Source organism: Streptomyces sp. NBC_00554 (assembly GCF_041431135.1).
Classification (GTDB): domain Bacteria; phylum Actinomycetota; class Actinomycetes; order Streptomycetales; family Streptomycetaceae; genus Streptomyces.
This window is the reverse complement of the sequence record NZ_CP107799.1, coordinates 897,162-913,672: the sequence shown is the minus strand read 5'-3', so window position 1 is coordinate 913,672 and position 16,511 is coordinate 897,162. Positions and strand designations below refer to the sequence as shown.

The following is a 16,511-nucleotide window of genomic DNA, read 5'->3' as shown; positions in this document are numbered from 1 at the left end:
CGGACGCCCCTCTGGAGTAGCCCTGCCGGTCCGCCCCAAACATCGACCCACCGGGCTCTTCTGCGGCGGGCGGCTATTCGGGCCGTTGGGTCCGGTCGTTGTGGGCGAGGCCGTCCGGATGCTCGGCCGTGCGCTCTCCGAGGGGAAGTACCAGTAGCCGTAGGGCTGTTGGGTCGGGCCGCCGACGGATCTGTCCCACGTCCTGCCAGCCCCATTCCTTCAAGGCGGCAGAGACCGAACGGTCGGACCGATCCACCAAAGTGACCCCGAGCGAAGCCTGGTGATCGGAGAGCAGCCGCTCCTGCATCCGTCGGGCGAGTCCGAGAGCGTGCCGGTGCGGATGGACGAGAGTTTCGAGGATCGCGAAGACATGCCCGGACGCGGTCAGTTGCTCCAGGTTCTGCGGCAGCGGTCCGTCGAACCCCTGCCACCACGAGCCGTCGCGCGATACGGGGAATCCGAAGACACAGCCGGTCAGGGCCGCCGCCTCGGCGACCAGCATGTCGAACCCCGGCAACTGTACGTCGTCCGCCAGGCGCTCCAGGAACTTCTGCCGGCCGGCGAACTCCTCACCCGGCGCGGGGGCGGAGGACTCCACGTACAGATCCGCCAGATCCTCCCGTAGGCCCTCGGCCTGCCAGCGGTTCAGCCGGCGCAGACGCACGGTGTCCATGGCGGACGGTTCAGCGCCTTCGGGTTCGTACGGTTGCGGGGGAGTGCGCATGGGGCGCCTCGGTTCAGGGGACCGGGAGACGTGCGGGACAGCCATCGTGGCCGATGGGTCGTGCTGCGCCTGGGTCCGGGACGTGCGTTCAGCATAGCCCCGGATCGGCCTGGAATCGGGGCCAGTTGGGCCGACGAGCGCTGCCGACGACGGTCAGGGAACGAGGCCCGGGAGGGGTTCGGAGTCGTCGATGAAGGCGCGGGCCACGTCGGACAGACGGCGGTTGTGGGCGCGGGCGTAGCCGCGCAGCGCGGAGAAGGCCCGCTCCATGTCGACGCCCTGGCGTTCGGCCAGCTTTCCCTTGGCCTGTTCGATCAGCACTCGGCTGTTCAACGCCGTCTGGAGTTGCTCGTTGAGGACGGTGCTGCGGTGCGCGGAGCGCTGTTGCAGCAGGCTGATGGTGGCGACGTCGGCCAGGGCCTGGGCGAGGGGCGTGGCGGCCGGGTCGAAGGGGCCGGGGGTGGCGCGGAAGAGGTTCAGGGCGCCCACGACCTCGTCCCGCAGGCGCATCGGCAGGGCCTGCACCGCTCCGAACCCGCTGCGTCGGGCCTGTACGGCGAAGTGCGGCCAGCGAGTGGTGGCGGCGCCCAGGTCGCCGACTGCCACGGGCGCACCCGTGCGGAAGCAGTCGAGACAGGGACCTTCGTCGTTCTGGAGCTGGAAGAGCTCGAGCAGGCGTACTTGTTCGTCGGAGGCGGCCACCACGCGCAGTTCGCCGTCCCGGTCGGCGAGCAGTACCCCTGCGGCGCTCGCGCCGAGCAGTCCTACGCAGCGGTCGGTCAGCAGGCGCAGGAAGTCGATCAGGTCGAAGTCGGCGACCAGGTTGTCAGCCAGTTCGACGAAGGTTTTGGCTAGAAGCTGCTGATTCATCGTGGGCACCCTCTGGTGAGACTATTCCTGCCGGGACGGGGCGGGAAGTGCGCATTCGGTCCGGCTGAGCGGGTGAGGGCGTCAAGTGCCGTCGTAGATGTCGTCGTCGTCCTGAACCGGGTCCGCGCCGGGGGAGAAGCGGAGGCGACGGGCCACCAGGTCGGCGGCCACGTCGGCAAGCCGGCGTTCGTGGGCGTAGGCGTGCGCGCGGAGGCGGACGAAGGCTTCTTCGATGCCGACGCCGAGCTGGACGGTGAGCATCCCGGTGGCCTGGTCGATCTCCGCCCGGTACGCACCCAGGTCCTCCCTGCCTCCACGGCGTGGCCCGCCCGTCTCGTCGATCCGGGAGTCGAGCAGCACCAGAGTCGCGAGATCGGCGAACGCCAGCGCGTCGGCCAGCTCCTCCGGGCTCAACCGCACCGGAACGTGGGCGTACAGGTCCAGCACTCCGGGGCTGATCGCCCCCACTTGAAGAGGCAGCGCGAAGACGGCGAGTGCTCCGGCGGCCAGGGCCGCATCAACGAACACGGGCCAGCGGTCCTGCAGTTGACCCGTGCGCAGATCGGACGTCAGGACGGCCGAGCCGTGGGTGAAGGCGTCCACGCAGGGCCCCTCGCCCAGCGTGAGCTGCAGCTCCTCCAGTTGCTCGCTGATGTCGTCGGTGCTGCACAACGGATGGCTCGCCGCGGTCCTGGACATCGCCGACAGCCCGGCCCCGCCGACCGGCAGCGCGACCACCGCGGCGGTGCAGACATCCACCACACCGACCCGGGTACCGCGCAGGGCCGCCTGCTCGGCGACCAGCAGTTGGATACGGGCCGAACGGTTGCCGGGCATCAGCCGGGCCGCACCAGCTCGCTCCGGTGTGCCTCGGAGCAGGCCAAGGGCCCCGGGGCCGGGTCGGTCGCGGTGGGGGCGGGAGTGAGAGGTGACTCTCCTTGGACGGGCGGAAGGCCGGCGAGCAGGAAGCCCGTGCCGGTGAGCTCCACGAGTAGTGCCAGTGTGTAGGGCGGGTAGTGGAGTTGGAGGGACCCGCCGACCTCGGCGGTCCGTTGCGAGGCCTCGATGAAGGTGTTCAGACCGCTGCAGTCGCAGAAGGTGACAGGGGTGAGGTCGACGTCGATGGTGCGGACGCCGTCACGCAGGCACCGCTCCAACGCCTCGCGTACCAGAGGCGCCGACTGCAGGTCGATCTCACCGGTGAGGGTGATCAGTGCCCGTTTCTTGCTGTCGTGCCGGTAGACATTCAACTGGGGCAGGGGCATGACGCCTCGGTTCAGGAGACCGTCCGGGCAGCGAAGTCAGTGGTTGAGCCGGGCTCCCGGCCCCTCTTGGCACGCGCTCGGTACGGTCGGGCGTACGTTCGGCGGAGGCGGAGCGGTGGCCGGTCCGGCAGTCTCTGTGCCGGACACGAGACCGGCCCGGTTCCCTCCAGGGCAATGCGCCGGGTCACCGGACGAAGAGTCCGTACCCTGCAGCAATCTGTGCTCAGCAACAACATGCCGCCAGGGTCTGGGACGTCTCTGCCCACCATAGCTCTCAGCCATGCCCGGATCGCCAAGCTGTGTGAGCAGGTTTGCACCGATGAGGCCCAGCACATGAGGGCGGCCGGGCGAATAGGCCCGGCCGCCCCCGTACTCCGTGGTCACGCGGCCATCGTCACCGCCGCCACCGCAGGCGTGCGCAAGGTCCGCCGGGCCGTGAACAGGCTGGTCCCCAGCGTGACCGTCGCCGCGACCGCGACGATGGTGAACCAGATGCCGAGGCCCTGGTCCGGCCAGGTCGCGTCCGTGCGGACGATGGTGAAGGGGATGAGTCCGGCGAGTGCGGCCACGGTGCCGAGGAGGACACCGGTGACCGTCACGACAAGGCCCTCGACGCCGATCATTGCGAGCACCTGGCCCGGCGTCGCACCGGCCAGCCGCTGCTGGCCGAACTCCCGGCTGCGATAAGTCGTCGCCGCGTACAGGGAGTTGACCAGCATGATGCAGGAGAAGACCACGATGATGCCGACGACCACGAGGCTGAGCGTTTCGAGGTTCTTCGCGTCGATGGACTTCGGGACGCCCGAGGCCTCGATCGCGTCGCTCTCGACCGCCTGCATGTAGAGCGTCGCCGTCGCCATGCCGGTGAAGAGGATCAGCGGCATCAGGACCCCGGACAGTTCGACGGCCCGGCGGCGCAGGTTCCGTACGGCGAGGTAGCCGCTGGGGCTCGTCAGCGCGAGCCGGTCGAGCAGGCCTTTCAGCAGCCGCGGCGAGAGCAGCGCGAACCCCACGGACAGCAGGATCGCCCCGTACGCGGCAGGCGCCATCAGCGCGGCGTCCGTCGCGGAGAACCCGAAGGTCGAGCAGACCGCGACGCCACCGACGGCCAGTGCCGCGTATGCGAAGAACTTCCGTACGCCGCCCCGCGGTTGACGCCGGTGCGTCGCCCGCCGCACCGCGAGGAACGCCGCGCCCGCCGCCGCGAGCACCGTGATCCATAGGCCCGACATGAGCGCGACGGAACCGAACGAGTAGTCCACGGACCGGGCGACCTGACCGCTGTCCTGGAACACGTCAAGCAGGGCCATGCCGCCGAGCATCGCCGGACCGATCGCCAGCACCGCGCCCACCAGGGCGACCACCACCGACTCGCCGACCACCATCCGCTTGATCTGCGCCGGAGTCGCCCCCGAGCACCGCAACAGCTCGATCTCATCGGCGCGTTGACGGACATTGACCGTCAGCGTCGAGGCGACCGCGAAGAACACAAGGAGGGAACCGTAACCGCCGACGACGCTCGCCGAGGTGGTAAGCGACTCCGCGCTCACGGAGTCGACGCCCGGCTGCCCGGCCGTGTCGTGCATCGCGTTGAAGGTCATGATGATCGCCGCGCCCAGGAAGGCGGACAGCAGCGTCGACGTGAAGCGCCCGGGGCGCTGCCGGATGGAACGCAAGGCCAGAGCGAACATGGCTCACACCCCCACCGTGGTGTCGTCACCCAGGTGCGCAAGACGCTCGGCCACCGCATCGGCCGTCGGCGCCTGCATCCCGCCCGCCAGCCGCCCGTCCGCGAGGAACACGACGGAGTCGGCGTACGAGGCGGCGACCGGATCGTGCGTCACCATGACGACGGTCCTGCCGTGCACCCGTACCGCCTCCTGAAGCAGCCGCAGCACATCCCGCGCGCTACGGGTGTCCAGCGCCCCGGTCGGCTCGTCCGCGAAGATCACCCGGGGCTCTGTGACCAGTGCACGGGCGATCGCCACGCGCTGCCGCTGGCCCCCGGAGAGCTGGTCGGGCAGATGCCCGAGCCGGTCGCCGAGACCGACGGCCGTCAGGGTCTCCTGCGCCCGGACACGGTCGACGCGTCGCCCGGCGAGTTTCAGCGGCAGCACCGTGTTCTGGGCGACGGTCAGCGTGGGCAGCAGGTTGTACTGCTGGAAGACGAAACCGATCCGACGCCGCCGGAACCTCGTGAGCTCGGCCTCACTGCCACCTGTCATCTCGGCGCCGTCGACCATCACGATGCCGGAGTCGGGCCGGTCGAGCCCGGCCGCGCACTGCAGCAGCGTGGACTTGCCGGACCCCGAGGGCCCCATGACCGCGGTGAAGGTGCCACGCGCCAGCGCGAGCGTCACCCCGTCCAAAGCGGTCACCGCATTCTCCTCGGCTCCATAGGTCTTGGTGACCTTGACCAGTCGCAGAGCCTCCGAGGCGGGTCCCGAGTCGTTCGTACGTCGCGCGGTGCGGCGAAACATCGTCATCACTCTCCGTCCGGCACGCCCTGTGCCTCGCCAACGACGCTACGGAGGGCCGAGCCCGGCCACATTGGGCGCAGAACCCGTATCCGGGGGTGTACTCAGCGACACCCCGTACGGGCCACCAGAACGCGCCGACCCGCCTACGGGACAGGTGCAATGGACAGGTGACCGCGCCCCCGGACGACTGCCTCGCGCGCAACGAGTGGATCTGCGGGGAGTATCTGAGCACCCGCAGTCAGATCCTCCTCGACGCGGTGGTCCAGCACCTCCAGCTGACCTCCATCGCGGTACTCATCGCCGTCGTCGTCGCGGTCCCGCTGGCCGTCCTCGTACGCCGCTGGGGCTGGGCCGCGGGGCCGGTCCTCGCCGTGACGACGATCCTCTACACGATTCCGTCGCTGGCGATGTTCTCGCTGCTCCTGCCGGTGTACGGGCTCTCGGCGGCCCTGGTCGTCGCGGGCCTCGTCCTCTACTCGCTGACCCTGCTCGTCCGCAACATCCTCGCCGGACTGCGCGCGGTCCCCGAAGAGACCCGGCAGGCCGCGCGCGGCATGGGCTACGGGCCCATCCGCCTCCTGCTCACCGTGGAACTCCCGCTGGCCCTGCCCGCCGCCATGGCCGGCCTCCGGATCGCCATGGTCTCGGCCGTGTCCCTGGTGACGGTCGGCGCGATCGTCGGCTTCGGAGGACTTGGCAACCTCATCTACGCCGGCATGAACACCTACTTCAAGGCCCAGGTCCTCACCGCGTCCGTGCTGTGCGTCATCATCGCGGTCGCCGCCGATCTGCTGCTCCTCGGCGTGCAGTGGCTCATCACCCCCTGGACAAGGGCGGCCCGCGGATGAACACGCTGACCGACGCCTGGGACTGGCTCACCGACTCCGCGAACTGGTCCGGCTCCGACGGCATCTGGCACCGGCTCGCCCAGCATCTCGTCCTGACCGTCGTCTGCCTGGTCATCAGCTGCCTGATCGCGCTGCCCATCGCCCTCGTCCTCGGCCATCTCGGCAAGGGCGGCGCACTCGCCGTCAACATCTCCAACGTCGGCCGCGCCGTCCCCACCTTCGCCGTGCTGGTGCTCCTCCTCCTCACGCCGATCGGGAACTGGGGCGAGGGCCCCACCGTCGTCGCCCTCGTGCTGTTCGCCGTACCGCCGCTGCTCACCAACGCGTACGTGGGGATGCGCGAGGTCGACCGCAGCGTGGTGCGGGCCGCGCGCGGTATGGGGATGACCGGGCGGCAGATGCTGTTCCGCGTGGAACTGCCCCTCGCACTTCCGATGGTGATGAACGGGGTCCGGATCGCCGCGGTGCAGCTCGTCGCGACCGCCACCATCGCCGCGCTCGCGGGCGGCGGCGGGCTCGGCCGGATCATCACCGCCGGCTTCAATCTGGCGAGCACGCCCCAGGTCGTCGCCGGTGCCGTCCTGGTTGCCGTGTTCGCGCTGATCGTCGAGGGGATCTTCGAGGTCGCGGAGCGGCTGGCGCCGAGCTGGGCGAGGGGTTCGCGATGAGACGTACGCGATCACCGAGGCCACCACGCGCGCCTCGCCGCCGCCGCGTCGCACTGGCGACGCTGGTCCTGCTGAGCGGCTGCACCACCGGGCCGTCCCTGGAGAACCAGGGCGCGGTCACCGCCCCGCCCGGCGACAGCAAACACCTGACCATCGGCTCGGCCGGATTCACCGAGAGCGACCTGCTCGCCCAGATGTACGCGCTGCTCCTGAACCAGGCCGGCTACCAGACGTCGATGCTCACCGTCGCCAACCGCGAACTGTACGAACCCGCCCTGGAATCGGGCCAGATCGACGTCGTCGCCGAATACGCGGCCACCTTCGCCGACTGGCTGAACGCCAAGACCAACGGCGCCGACGCACCGCCCGTCGGCTCGCCCGACCTCGACGCCACGATGGCCGCCCTGCGCAAGCTGGCCACGCCACGCGGTCTCACCGTCCTCGACGCGGGCAGGGCCGTCGACCAGAACGCCTTCGCGGTGACCGAGGCGTACGCCGCTCAGCACCACCTCAAGACGCTCAGCGACCTCGGGAAGTCGGGACTGGAGGTGCGGCTCGCGGCGGGTGACGAGTGCGTGCAACGGCCGTACTGCGAAGCGGGGTTGAAGAAGACCTACGGCATCGACATCACCGCAGTCGACCCGAAGGGCGTCGGCACCACACAGGCCAAGCTCGCCGTACAGAACGGCCAGGACCAGATGGTGCTGACCACCACGACGGACGCGACCCTGGGAGAGTTCGGGCTCGTCCTGCTCGCGGACGACAAACACCTGCAGAACGCCGACTACATCGTGCCCGTCGTCAACCGCTCCCGTGCGGGCAGCGAAGGCGTCACCAAGGCGCTCGGTGAACTCAACGACGTACTCACGACTGCCGACTTGGCGTCCATGAACGAACAGGTGGACAGCTGGCGTCGGCTGCCGGAGGACGTGGCGCGGACCTATCTGAAGGAGAAGGGCCTGCTGAAGTGACAGGACCGTGACGTCGGTTACCGGACTGGAGCGGTGGGGTGGGTATCCGCCCGGGGCGGGCGCCGGTACACGTATTTCATGGGGGACAACGGGGAAGTCCACCGGTCTCGGTGGCAGAAAGTGTGTGAGACGGTCGAAGGGGCGACCACCGATCTCAAGCCCCAAGGGCTGATGGACTTGGTGGGGTCCGAATTCCACGACGCGTACAGGCAGTTCGGTGTCGCGTATCCGGAGCAGCAATTGGAACTGCAGTTGCTCTACGGCGACTCGCAGCGAGCTTTCGAGGAGAAGACCAGGGAGTCGCTGAAGACCACGCTTCACCACGTGCTGAGCAACGTCCTGCGCGATCAGCGGCTGGGCGATCCGCAGCCCGACAAGTACCTGGCCGCCTATCTGGAGCGGGAGATCCTTCGCATCCGGGTCCGCATCGACCAGGACGGCGAGCTGGCCGTCAACCGCGGTCTCAACATCGGATTCATCGCCGGTGTGTTCCTGCTGTTCGTGCCGTTGGTGGCAGGGGAGAAGCTGCTCGGTCTCTGCGATGTCTCGTTGAACTGCACCGACCGGTGGAGCCTGCTCGGTGCTTTCGTGTGCGGGGGCGCCGGAGCGTTCGGGGCGGTGCTCAGCGTTCTGACCCGGCTGCGCAACAGCGGCGACGGGCTGACGCGGCGACCGGCCAACGGCGGGAGAGCGGTTGTCGTGCCCGGCCAGCGGTCCCGGAGCATGCGGCGCGGCGGTGTCCACCGGATCTTCCTCGGCTGGCTGCTTGCGATCGCCGTCTACTTGCTGCTCAGCTCCGGTCTCGTCGCCGCGATCGAGATTCCCGCTGCTGCCGCTGACGTCTGTTCTTCGGATTCCACGGAGAGCGGCACCGTTTTCTGGGGATTCTGGGGCGCCGTGGGTTTCCTGGCGGGCTTCAACGAACGGTGGGCCTACGGACTGGTCGGACGTGAGGTTTCGACACGACAGTCACGCGGCTAGGGCCTGTCCGGCGGACAGGCCCTAGGCATCGGCCACCGAATCGAACTCCACCTGCCCCCGCGGCACGCCCAGCGCGTCCGCGTCCACCGACCGGCGCAGTGCCTCGTGCAGCTTCGCCGGGGTCAGTACGCCGAGGAAGCGCGCCCCGTCCAGTACGGCGACCCAGCCCGCGTCGTGCTGGAGCATCACGCCGAAGGCCTGCTTCAGCGGGGCGCCCACGGCCACCCAGGAGTTCATCCGGTGGGCGAGGTCGCGGACGGAGCCGCCCGCCCCGAGTTCGTCGACGCCGACCCAGCCGTGCAGATCACCCTCGGCGTCCAGGACCACGGCCCAGCGCGCGCCCTCCGTCCGCATCCGGGCCGCCGCCTGCTCGGCGGGCTCGTCGAGCCGGGCGATCGGCGGCTGTTCGAGGTCGCTCGGCTCGATCTCCGTCACCGAAAGCCGTTTCAGTCCGCGGTCGGCGCCCACGAACTCGGCGACGTACGGCGTGGCGGGCGTGCCGAGGACCGCGCCGGGCGTGTCGAACTGCTCGATGCGCCCCTGCCCGTAGACCGCGATCCGGTCGCCGAGCCGCACGGCTTCCTCGATGTCGTGCGTGACCAGCAGCACTGTTTTGCGCACGGTCTGCTGCATCCGCAGGAACTCGTCCTGCAACTGTTCCCGCACCACCGGGTCGACCGCCCCGAACGGCTCGTCCATGAGCAGCACCGGCGGGTCGGCGGCCAGCGCCCGCGCCACGCCGACCCTCCCCCAGTGCCTTAAGGGCCTGGGGGGACCCCCAGCGCTGACCGCCCGACAGCTGGTCCGGATAGCGCGCTCCGTACGTCTTCGGGTCCAGACCCACCAGATCGAGCAGCTCGGCGGCGCGCGCCCGCGCCTTCGCCTTCTTCCAGCCGACGAGCGACGGCACGGTCGCCGTGTTGTCGAGGATCGTCCGGTGCGGGAAGAGGCCGACCTGCTGGATTACGTATCCGATCCGGCGCCGCAGCCGCACGGGGTCGACCTTGGCGATGTCCTCGTCGTTCACGAAGATCTGTCCGGACGTCGGCTCGATGAGGCGGTTGACCATCATCATGGTCGTCGTCTTGCCGCAGCCGGACGGGCCGACGAGCGTGACGAGTTCACCCTCGGCGACCTCGAAGGAGAGGCCGTCCACGGCGGTCGTACCGTCCGGATACCGCTTGGTGACCTGTTCGAACCGGATCATTCCCTCACGCTAACCGCGCCGGTCACTCTCCGCTCACCAGCACCACCTCGAGGGTGCGCGGCCCGTGCACCCCCTCGACCCGGTCGAGTTCGATGTCGCTGGTCGCGGACGGGCCGGAGATCCAGGTCAGCGGGCGTGCCGGGTCGAGGCGTTCCAGGGCCTGGGGGACCGAGGAGACGACCTGGTCCGGGACCCGTACGACGCAGATGTGGTGGTCGGGGACCAGGGTGATGCGGCGGCGGCCCTGGTCGGGGGAGCCGTCGAGGACGATGGTGCCGGTCTCGGCGATGGCGAGCGCGCAACCGGTGACGACGCTCTCCACCTTGTCCAGCTCCTGAGGGGTGCTCACTCCACGGTCGTGTACTCGGGTGGGATCGGCGGCCGACATCCACTCGGGCGGCAACCACGGCGGCACGAGTACGTACTGCGGGCCCCGCTGCGCGAGCAGCCTCATGATCAGATCCGGCAGCTCCTCCGTGTCCGTCCGGTGCACGAGAGCCCGGTAATCCGCCAGATTCTCCGCGAGCAGATCCACCGTCTCCGCGACACTCCGGGCACCGTGCTCACGCAGATAGTCCCGGGCAACCGCCTGCTCGTACGGCGTGTCGTCCTGTGGTACGTCCGCGATCGCGCGCCGCACCCGGCCCAGGATCAGATCTCTGCTGCTCACTTCGCCGTGTCCTTTCCACCGTTCGTACGCTGCCACCAGTCCCGGAACGGCTCTGCGGGCACCGCCGGCAGATCGCGGCTCTCGCTCCACGCCCTGCCGGGGCCCGGCAGCGTCCGCGGATGGAAGCGGCGCGTACGGGAGGCGAGCCGCTGGCCGGTGCGCAGCGCGCCGGGGTGGCTGAACGCCCAGCGTGCCGCGCGCATCGCCGCCCGCTCGGCCGCGTGCCCCTTGGCGGGCTTGAGGACGACCTTGTTGCCCTGACTGGTGGTCTGACCGCCCTCGACGATCCGCTCGCGCAGATGGACGAGCACTTCCGGGATGTCGATGGCGACCGGGCACACCTCGTAGCAGGCGCCGCACAGCGAGGAGGCGTACGGGAGCGAGGCGTCGATCTCGCTTGCGGTGCCCCGGAGTTGGGGGCTGAGGATGGCGCCGATCGGGCCGGGGTAGACCGAGCCGTAGGCGTGGCCGCCCGCACGCTCGTACACCGGGCAGACGTTGAGACACGCCGAGCAGCGGATGCAGCGCAGGGCCTGGCGGCCGACCTCGTCGGCGAGCGTGTCGGTGCGGCCGTTGTCGAGGAGGACCAGGTGGAAGGTCTGGGGGCCGTCCTCGTCGGTGGTGCCGGTCCAGGTGCTCGTGTACGGGTTCATGCGCTCGGCCGTCGAGGAGCGGGGGAGGGTCTGGAGGAAGACCTCCAGGTCCTGCCAGGTGGGGAGGATCTTCTCGATGCCGACGACCGAGATCAGCGTCTCGGGGAGGGTGAGGCACATCCGGCCGTTGCCCTCCGATTCGACCACGACCAGCGTGCCCGTCTCGGCGATCATGAAGTTGGCGCCGGATACGCCGACCTTGGCGCGCAGGAACTTCTCGCGGAGGTGGAGGCGGGCGGCCTCGGCGAGTTCGGCGGGTGTGTCGGTGAGGCCCTCGGGCGCCGGGCGGCCCCACTCGCTCATCTCGCGGACGAAGATGTCCCGGATCTCGCCGCGGTTGCGGTGGATGGCGGGGACCAGGATGTGCGAGGGGCGGTCCTTGCCCAACTGCACGATGAGTTCGGCGAGATCGGTCTCGTAGGCGTGGATGCCCTCGGCTTCGAGTGCCTCGTTGAGGGCGATCTCCTGCGTGGCCATCGACTTGACCTTGACGACCTCGGTCTCGCCGGTCGCCTTCACGAGCTCGGTGACGATCCGGTTGGCCTCGTTGGCGTCGGCGGCCCAGTGCACGGTGCCGCCGGCGGCCGTGACCGACTCCTCCAACTGCACGAGGTACTGGTCGAGATGGCGGAGGGTGTGGTCCTTGATCTGTTTGCCCGCCTCGCGCAGCTCCGCCCAGTCGGCCAGCTCCGCGACCGCCTTGGCGCGCTTGGTGCGGATCGTGTGGGTGGCGTGGCGCAGATTGCCGCGCAGGGTCGCGTTGTGCACGGCTTCGTGCGCGGCCTTGGGAAAGGCCGGCATGCCGACGAAGGTCCCGCTCATGCGCTCGGCTCCTTTGCGGTGACCGTGCTCGGCTCCTCTTCCGTGCTCGCGAGGATTTCCGCGATGTGGACGGGCCGCATACCGGTGTTGAGGCGGGACATCGTGCCCCCGATGTGCATCAGGCAGGAGTTGTCGGCGGCGCACAGCACATCGGCGCCCGTCGACTCGGCGTTGCGCACCTTGTCGGCACCCATCGCCGCGGAGACATCGGGGTTCTTGACGGCGAAGGTGCCGCCAAAGCCGCAGCACTCGTCAGCTCCGGGCAGCTCGCGGAGCTCAAGTCCCTTGACGGACTGGAGGAGTCGGCGCGGCCGGTCGCCGAGGCCGAGGCTGCGCAGCCCGTGACAGGTGGGGTGGTAGGTCACGGTGTGCGGGTAGTACGCGCCGACGTCGGTCACACCGAGTACGTCCACGAGGAACTCGGTGAGCTCGTACGTCTTCGGTACCACCGGCGCGAGCGTTGCCGCGAGAGTGTCCCCGCGTCCCTCGGCGCGCGCCCGCTCGCCCATCCGCGGATACAGCTCCCGCACCATCGCGCCGCAGGAGCCGGAAGGCGTCACGATCGCCTCGTACTCACCGAATACATCGGAGAAATGTCGGGCCAGTGGCTCTGCCTCGTGTCGGTACCCGGTGTTGTAGTGCGCCTGCCCGCAGCAGGTCTGGGCCATCGGGAAGTCGACCTCGACACCCAACCTGGTCAGCAGTTTCACCACGGCGCGGCCGGTGTCCGGATAGAGCGTGTCGTTGACACAGGTCAGGAACAGGGCGACACGCATCGCGGCTCCTCGTGTTCGATCATCGGATGAGTGCAGAGTACGCGGCGGGCGGCCGACACGGGAGCCCCCTCTCACCGGCGGCTGAGCAGCCGGTCCTCCGCCGCGCGCCAGACGCCGGCGTCGCCCGTGGGCTCGTACCGCCGCAACGGCTGCGTACGGGCGAGGAGCCGCCGCATGGACGTACGGTCGCCGACGAGGCCGTGCGCGCGGGCCTGTACGAGGACGTTGCCCAGCGCCGCCGCCTCCGCCGGACCCGCCACGACCGGCAGGCCGCAGGCGTCGGCGGTGAGTTGGCACAGCAGGGCGTTGCGGGCGCCGCCGCCGACGATGTGTACGACGTCGACCGGATGGTCGGCGAGGGCTTGGGCCTCGGTGACCGCCCGCCGGTGGGAGAGTGCGAGGGAGTCGAGGATGCAGCGGGTGACCTCGGCGGGAGACCCGGGGACCGGCCGGCCCGACTCCCGGCAGGCGTCGGCGATCCGGGCCGGCATCCGGCCCGGCGCCAGGAACGCCGCGTCGCCCGCGTCCACGAGGGAGCGCAGCGGCGTCACTTCAGCGGCTTCCCTCAATAGTGCGCTGAGGTCCGGTTCTCCCCACTCCCGCAGGCACTCCTGGAGCAGCCACAGCCCCATGATGTTCCGCAGATAGCGGACCGTGCCGTCCAGGCCCAGCTCATTGGTGAAGTTGGCCGCCCGGCTCGCCTCGGTGAGCACGGGCGCGTCCAGTTCCAGGCCCGCGAGGGACCAGGTGCCGGTGCAGATGTACGCGAAGTGCTCCCCGGTGGCCGGGACGGCGGCCACTGCCGAGGCGGTGTCGTGCGAACCGACCGTGGTCACCGGGACCGGGCCGGTCAGCCCGGTCTCCTCCAGTACTTCTGGCCGGAGGAACCCCGCCGGGTCTCCGGGGCTGCGCAACGGAGCGAAGAGCTTGAGGTCGATGCCCAGCTTCGCCGCCAGGTCGTACGACCAGTCGCGCGTCCGGGGATCGATCAGCTGGGTGGTCGAGGCGTTGGTGAGCTCGGTGCCGGCCTCGCCCGTGAGCCAGTACGCCAGCAGGTCGGGGATGAGCAACAGGCGATCCGCGGAGGCGAGTTGAGCGGAGGAGCGGGCGGCCGTCAACTGGTACAGGGTGTTGAAGGGCGCGTACTGGAGCCCGGTCGCCGCGTACAGGTCCGCCGCGGGCAACGACGCCCACACCTGCTCCGCGACCCCCTCGGTCCGGGCGTCGCGGTAGTGCACCGGGTTGCCGAGCAGCGCTCCGTCCGCGTCCAGCAGGCCGTAGTCCACCGCCCAGCTGTCGATGCCCACGGAGTCGACCTGCCCCGCCGCCCGAAGACCGTCCAGGACTCCCGCGTACAGCGCGAGGATGTCCCAGCGGAGCCCTTCGGGAACCCGGACAGGCCGGTTCCGGAAGCGGTGCGCCTCGGTGAGGTCCAGCGAGTCGGGTCCGACGCGGCCGACCATGACGCGTCCGCTGGACGCGCCGAGGTCGACCGCGGCGAAGGAGGCGGTCATCGCAGGAAGGCGGCGGCGACGCCGGCGTCGACCGGGATGTGCAGCCCCGTGGTGTGCGTCAGGTCCCCACCCGTCAGGGCGAAGACCGCGTTCGCGACATGCTCCGGGAGCACCTCGCGCTTGAGGATCGTCCGCTGGGCGTAGAACTCGCCGAGCTTTTCCTCCTCGATGCCGTACGTCGCCGCGCGCTGGGCGCCCCAGCCGCCCGCGAAGATTCCGGAACCGCGCACGACACCGTCCGGGTTGATCCCGTTGACCCGGATCCCGTGCTCACCCAACTCGGCGGCCAGCAGCCGTACTTGATGGGCCTGGTCGGCCTTGGTCGCGGAGTACGCGATGTTGTTGGGACCCGCGAAGACCGCGTTCTTGGAGGCGATGTAGATGATGTCGCCGCCCAGACCTTGCCTGCTCATCACCCGGGCCGCCTCGCGCGAGACGAGGAAGGAGCCGCGGGCCATGATGTCGTGCTGGAGGTCCCAGTCCTTCGCGGTGGTCTCCAGGAGCGGCTTGGAGATGGAGATACCGGCGTTGTTGACGACGAGGTCGACGCCGCCGAAGGCGAGTACCGCCGAGTCGAAGGCCGCGGCGATCTGCTCCTCGGAGGTCACGTCGACGGTCACGGCGACGGCCTTGTCGGGACCGCCCAGCGCCGACGCGACGTCGGCCGCATTCTCCGCGTTGAGGTCCGCGACCACCACGCACGCCCCCTCGGCCACCAGCCTTTGGGCGATCGCCTTGCCGATCCCGCTGCCGGCACCGGTCACCAGCGCAACCCGCGTCGCCAGCGGCTTGGGCTTCGGCATCCGCTGGAGCTTGGCCTCTTCCAGGGCCCAGTACTCGATGCGGAACTTCTCCGACTCCTCGATCGGCGCGTACGTGGATACGGCCTCCGCACCGCGCATCACGTTGATCGCGTTGACGTAGAACTCGCCGGCCACGCGCGCCGTCTGCTTGTCCTTGCCGAAGCTGAACATGCCGACGCCGGGGACGAGCACGATCGCCGGGTCGGCGCCGCGCATCGCGGGGGAGTCGGGCAGGGCGTGCCGCTGGTAGTAGGCGGCGTACTCCTCGCGGTACTCGGCGTGCAGCTCGCCGAGGCGGGCGACCGCGTCCTCGACCGAGGCGGCCGGCGGCAGGTCGAGCACCAGCGGCCTGACCTTCGTACGGAGAAAGTGGTCCGGGCAGGAGGTACCGAGGGCGGCGAGCCGCGGGTGCTCGGCGCGGGAGACGAAGTCCAGCACCTCCGCCGAGTCGCTGAAGTGGCCGACCTGCGGTTTGTCCTGGGAGGCGATCGCCCTGATGTACGGGGCCAGGGCGGCGGCCCGCTCACGGCGCTCCGACGCGTCGAGGGCTCCGTGCCCGTCGAGCACCGGCCCGAAGGGCTCCGCGTTCCCGCGCTCGGCGAGGAAGACCTCGGCGGTGCGGATGATGTGCAGCGAGTTGCCCTCGCACTCCTCGGCAGTGGCGCCCCACGCCGTGATGCCGTGACCGCCGAGAACACACCCGATGGCCTGCGGATTGGCCTCCTTGACCGCCGCGATGTCCAGACCGAGCTGAAAACCGGGCCGGCGCCACGGCACCCACACCACGCTGTCCCCGAAGCACTCGGCGGTCAGCTTCTCCCCGTCGGCCGCGCAGGCGAGCGCGATCCCGGAGTCGGGGTGGAGGTGGTCGACATGGGCGGCGTCGACGAGCCCGTGCATCGCGGTGTCGATCGAGGGAGCCGCCCCACCCTTGCCGTGCAGGCAGTAGTCGAAGGCGGCAACCATCTCGTCCTCGCGCTCCACCCCCGGATAGACACCCTTCAGCGCATGCAGCCGGTCCAGCCGCAACACAGCGAGCCCACCCTCGGTCAGAGTCCCGAGATCACCCCCGGACCCCTTGACCCACATCAACCCGACATCACCACCGGTGACGGGATCGGTATCGGTGCCTTTCGCGGACGTGTTCCCACCCGCGTAGTTGGTATTGCGGGGGTCCGCACCAAGTCGACGGGACCGGGCGAGCAGAGCAGCGGCTTCGTGATGAATAGCCATGATCATTCCTTCACAAGAAAACAACG

Annotated in this window: 15 protein-coding genes and 1 pseudogene; 4 read left to right on the top strand and 12 right to left on the bottom strand. The window is 69.9% G+C overall.

Going from position 1 to position 16,511, the window contains the following annotated elements:
• Positions 1-73 precede the first annotated feature (73 nt).
• The 6 genes from OG266_RS04250 to OG266_RS04225 all read right to left on the bottom strand — a co-directional run bounded on the left by OG266_RS04250 (position 74) and on the right by OG266_RS04225 (position 5,345).
• Positions 74-673, bottom strand: coding sequence for a hypothetical protein (locus OG266_RS04250; protein ID WP_371542883.1), 600 nt, complete (start codon positions 671-673; stop codon positions 74-76).
• Positions 674-877: 204 nt separating this feature from the next.
• Positions 878-1,594 carry a GAF and ANTAR domain-containing protein gene (locus tag OG266_RS04245; RefSeq protein ID WP_371542880.1) on the bottom strand — a complete coding sequence of 239 codons (717 nt, stop codon included), beginning with the start codon at positions 1,592-1,594 and terminating at the stop codon, positions 878-880.
• 81 nt (positions 1,595-1,675) lie between these two features.
• Positions 1,676-2,431, bottom strand: coding sequence for an ANTAR domain-containing protein (locus OG266_RS04240; protein WP_371542877.1), 756 nt, complete (start codon positions 2,429-2,431; stop codon positions 1,676-1,678).
• Positions 2,431-2,859 carry an STAS domain-containing protein gene (locus OG266_RS04235; protein WP_371542874.1) on the bottom strand — a complete coding sequence of 143 codons (429 nt, stop codon included), beginning with the start codon at positions 2,857-2,859 and terminating at the stop codon, positions 2,431-2,433. The genes OG266_RS04240 and OG266_RS04235 overlap by 1 nt, the downstream gene beginning before the upstream one ends.
• A gap of 380 nt (positions 2,860-3,239) precedes the next feature.
• Positions 3,240-4,550, bottom strand: coding sequence for an FtsX-like permease family protein (locus OG266_RS04230; protein WP_371542872.1), 1,311 nt, complete (start codon positions 4,548-4,550; stop codon positions 3,240-3,242).
• A 3-nt stretch (positions 4,551-4,553) separates the two neighbouring features.
• Entirely contained in the window at positions 4,554-5,345 is a 792-nt protein-coding gene (locus OG266_RS04225) for an ABC transporter ATP-binding protein (RefSeq protein WP_371542869.1), read from the bottom strand.
• Between the two features lie 161 nt (positions 5,346-5,506).
• Here OG266_RS04225 and OG266_RS04220 point away from each other — a divergent pair, with 161 nt between their 5' ends.
• The 4 genes from OG266_RS04220 (at position 5,507) to OG266_RS04205 (ending at position 8,807) form a co-directional block, all read left to right on the top strand.
• Positions 5,507-6,187 (top strand): ABC transporter permease, encoded by a 681-nt coding sequence (locus OG266_RS04220; RefSeq protein ID WP_371542865.1) that lies wholly within the window; start codon positions 5,507-5,509, stop codon positions 6,185-6,187.
• Positions 6,184-6,855: an ABC transporter permease gene (locus OG266_RS04215; RefSeq protein ID WP_266472100.1), complete on the top strand. Its 672-nt coding sequence runs from the start codon at positions 6,184-6,186 to the stop codon at positions 6,853-6,855. Before OG266_RS04220 ends, OG266_RS04215 begins: the two co-directional genes overlap by 4 nt.
• Positions 6,852-7,826 carry an ABC transporter substrate-binding protein gene (locus OG266_RS04210; protein ID WP_371542860.1) on the top strand — a complete coding sequence of 325 codons (975 nt, stop codon included), beginning with the start codon at positions 6,852-6,854 and terminating at the stop codon, positions 7,824-7,826. Before OG266_RS04215 ends, OG266_RS04210 begins: the two co-directional genes overlap by 4 nt.
• Before the next feature lie 120 nt (positions 7,827-7,946).
• Positions 7,947-8,807: a hypothetical protein gene (locus OG266_RS04205; RefSeq protein WP_371542857.1), complete on the top strand. Its 861-nt coding sequence runs from the start codon at positions 7,947-7,949 to the stop codon at positions 8,805-8,807.
• Between the two features lie 21 nt (positions 8,808-8,828).
• On the opposite strand, the pseudogene OG266_RS04200 reads toward OG266_RS04205, so the two are convergent.
• The 6 genes and pseudogenes from OG266_RS04200 to OG266_RS04175 all read right to left on the bottom strand — a co-directional run bounded on the left by OG266_RS04200 (position 8,829) and on the right by OG266_RS04175 (position 16,485).
• A pseudogene (locus OG266_RS04200) lies at positions 8,829-10,014 on the bottom strand (ATP-binding cassette domain-containing protein).
• Positions 10,015-10,036: 22 nt separating this feature from the next.
• Entirely contained in the window at positions 10,037-10,684 is a 648-nt protein-coding gene (locus OG266_RS04195; RefSeq protein ID WP_266472090.1) for an LUD domain-containing protein, read from the bottom strand.
• Positions 10,681-12,159: a LutB/LldF family L-lactate oxidation iron-sulfur protein gene (locus OG266_RS04190; protein WP_371542854.1), complete on the bottom strand. Its 1,479-nt coding sequence runs from the start codon at positions 12,157-12,159 to the stop codon at positions 10,681-10,683. Before OG266_RS04190 ends, OG266_RS04195 begins: the two co-directional genes overlap by 4 nt.
• Complete coding sequence (locus OG266_RS04185; RefSeq protein ID WP_371542852.1) at positions 12,156-12,935, bottom strand: (Fe-S)-binding protein; 780 nt, start codon at positions 12,933-12,935, stop codon at positions 12,156-12,158. Before OG266_RS04185 ends, OG266_RS04190 begins: the two co-directional genes overlap by 4 nt.
• Before the next feature lie 71 nt (positions 12,936-13,006).
• Entirely contained in the window at positions 13,007-14,449 is a 1,443-nt protein-coding gene (locus OG266_RS04180; protein ID WP_371542849.1) for a rhamnulokinase family protein, read from the bottom strand.
• Complete coding sequence (locus OG266_RS04175; protein ID WP_371542847.1) at positions 14,446-16,485, bottom strand: bifunctional aldolase/short-chain dehydrogenase; 2,040 nt, start codon at positions 16,483-16,485, stop codon at positions 14,446-14,448. The genes OG266_RS04180 and OG266_RS04175 overlap by 4 nt, the downstream gene beginning before the upstream one ends.
• Positions 16,486-16,511 lie beyond the last annotated feature (26 nt).

Coding starts and splice junctions, on each gene's coding strand:
- OG266_RS04250 (WP_371542883.1), bottom strand. CDS start 673: ATGGACACCGTGCGTCTGCGCCGGCTGAACCGCTGGCAGGCCGAGGGC.
- OG266_RS04245 (WP_371542880.1), bottom strand. CDS start 1,594: ATGAATCAGCAGCTTCTAGCCAAAACCTTCGTCGAACTGGCTGACAAC.
- OG266_RS04240 (WP_371542877.1), bottom strand. CDS start 2,431: ATGCCCGGCAACCGTTCGGCCCGTATCCAACTGCTGGTCGCCGAGCAG.
- OG266_RS04235 (WP_371542874.1), bottom strand. CDS start 2,859: ATGCCCCTGCCCCAGTTGAATGTCTACCGGCACGACAGCAAGAAACGG.
- OG266_RS04230 (WP_371542872.1), bottom strand. CDS start 4,550: ATGTTCGCTCTGGCCTTGCGTTCCATCCGGCAGCGCCCCGGGCGCTTC.
- OG266_RS04225 (WP_371542869.1), bottom strand. CDS start 5,345: ATGACGATGTTTCGCCGCACCGCGCGACGTACGAACGACTCGGGACCC.
- OG266_RS04215 (WP_266472100.1), top strand. CDS start 6,184: ATGAACACGCTGACCGACGCCTGGGACTGGCTCACCGACTCCGCGAAC.
- OG266_RS04210 (WP_371542860.1), top strand. CDS start 6,852: ATGAGACGTACGCGATCACCGAGGCCACCACGCGCGCCTCGCCGCCGC.
- OG266_RS04190 (WP_371542854.1), bottom strand. CDS start 12,159: ATGAGCGGGACCTTCGTCGGCATGCCGGCCTTTCCCAAGGCCGCGCAC.
- OG266_RS04185 (WP_371542852.1), bottom strand. CDS start 12,935: ATGCGTGTCGCCCTGTTCCTGACCTGTGTCAACGACACGCTCTATCCG.
- OG266_RS04180 (WP_371542849.1), bottom strand. CDS start 14,449: ATGACCGCCTCCTTCGCCGCGGTCGACCTCGGCGCGTCCAGCGGACGC.
- OG266_RS04175 (WP_371542847.1), bottom strand. CDS start 16,485: ATGGCTATTCATCACGAAGCCGCTGCTCTGCTCGCCCGGTCCCGTCGA.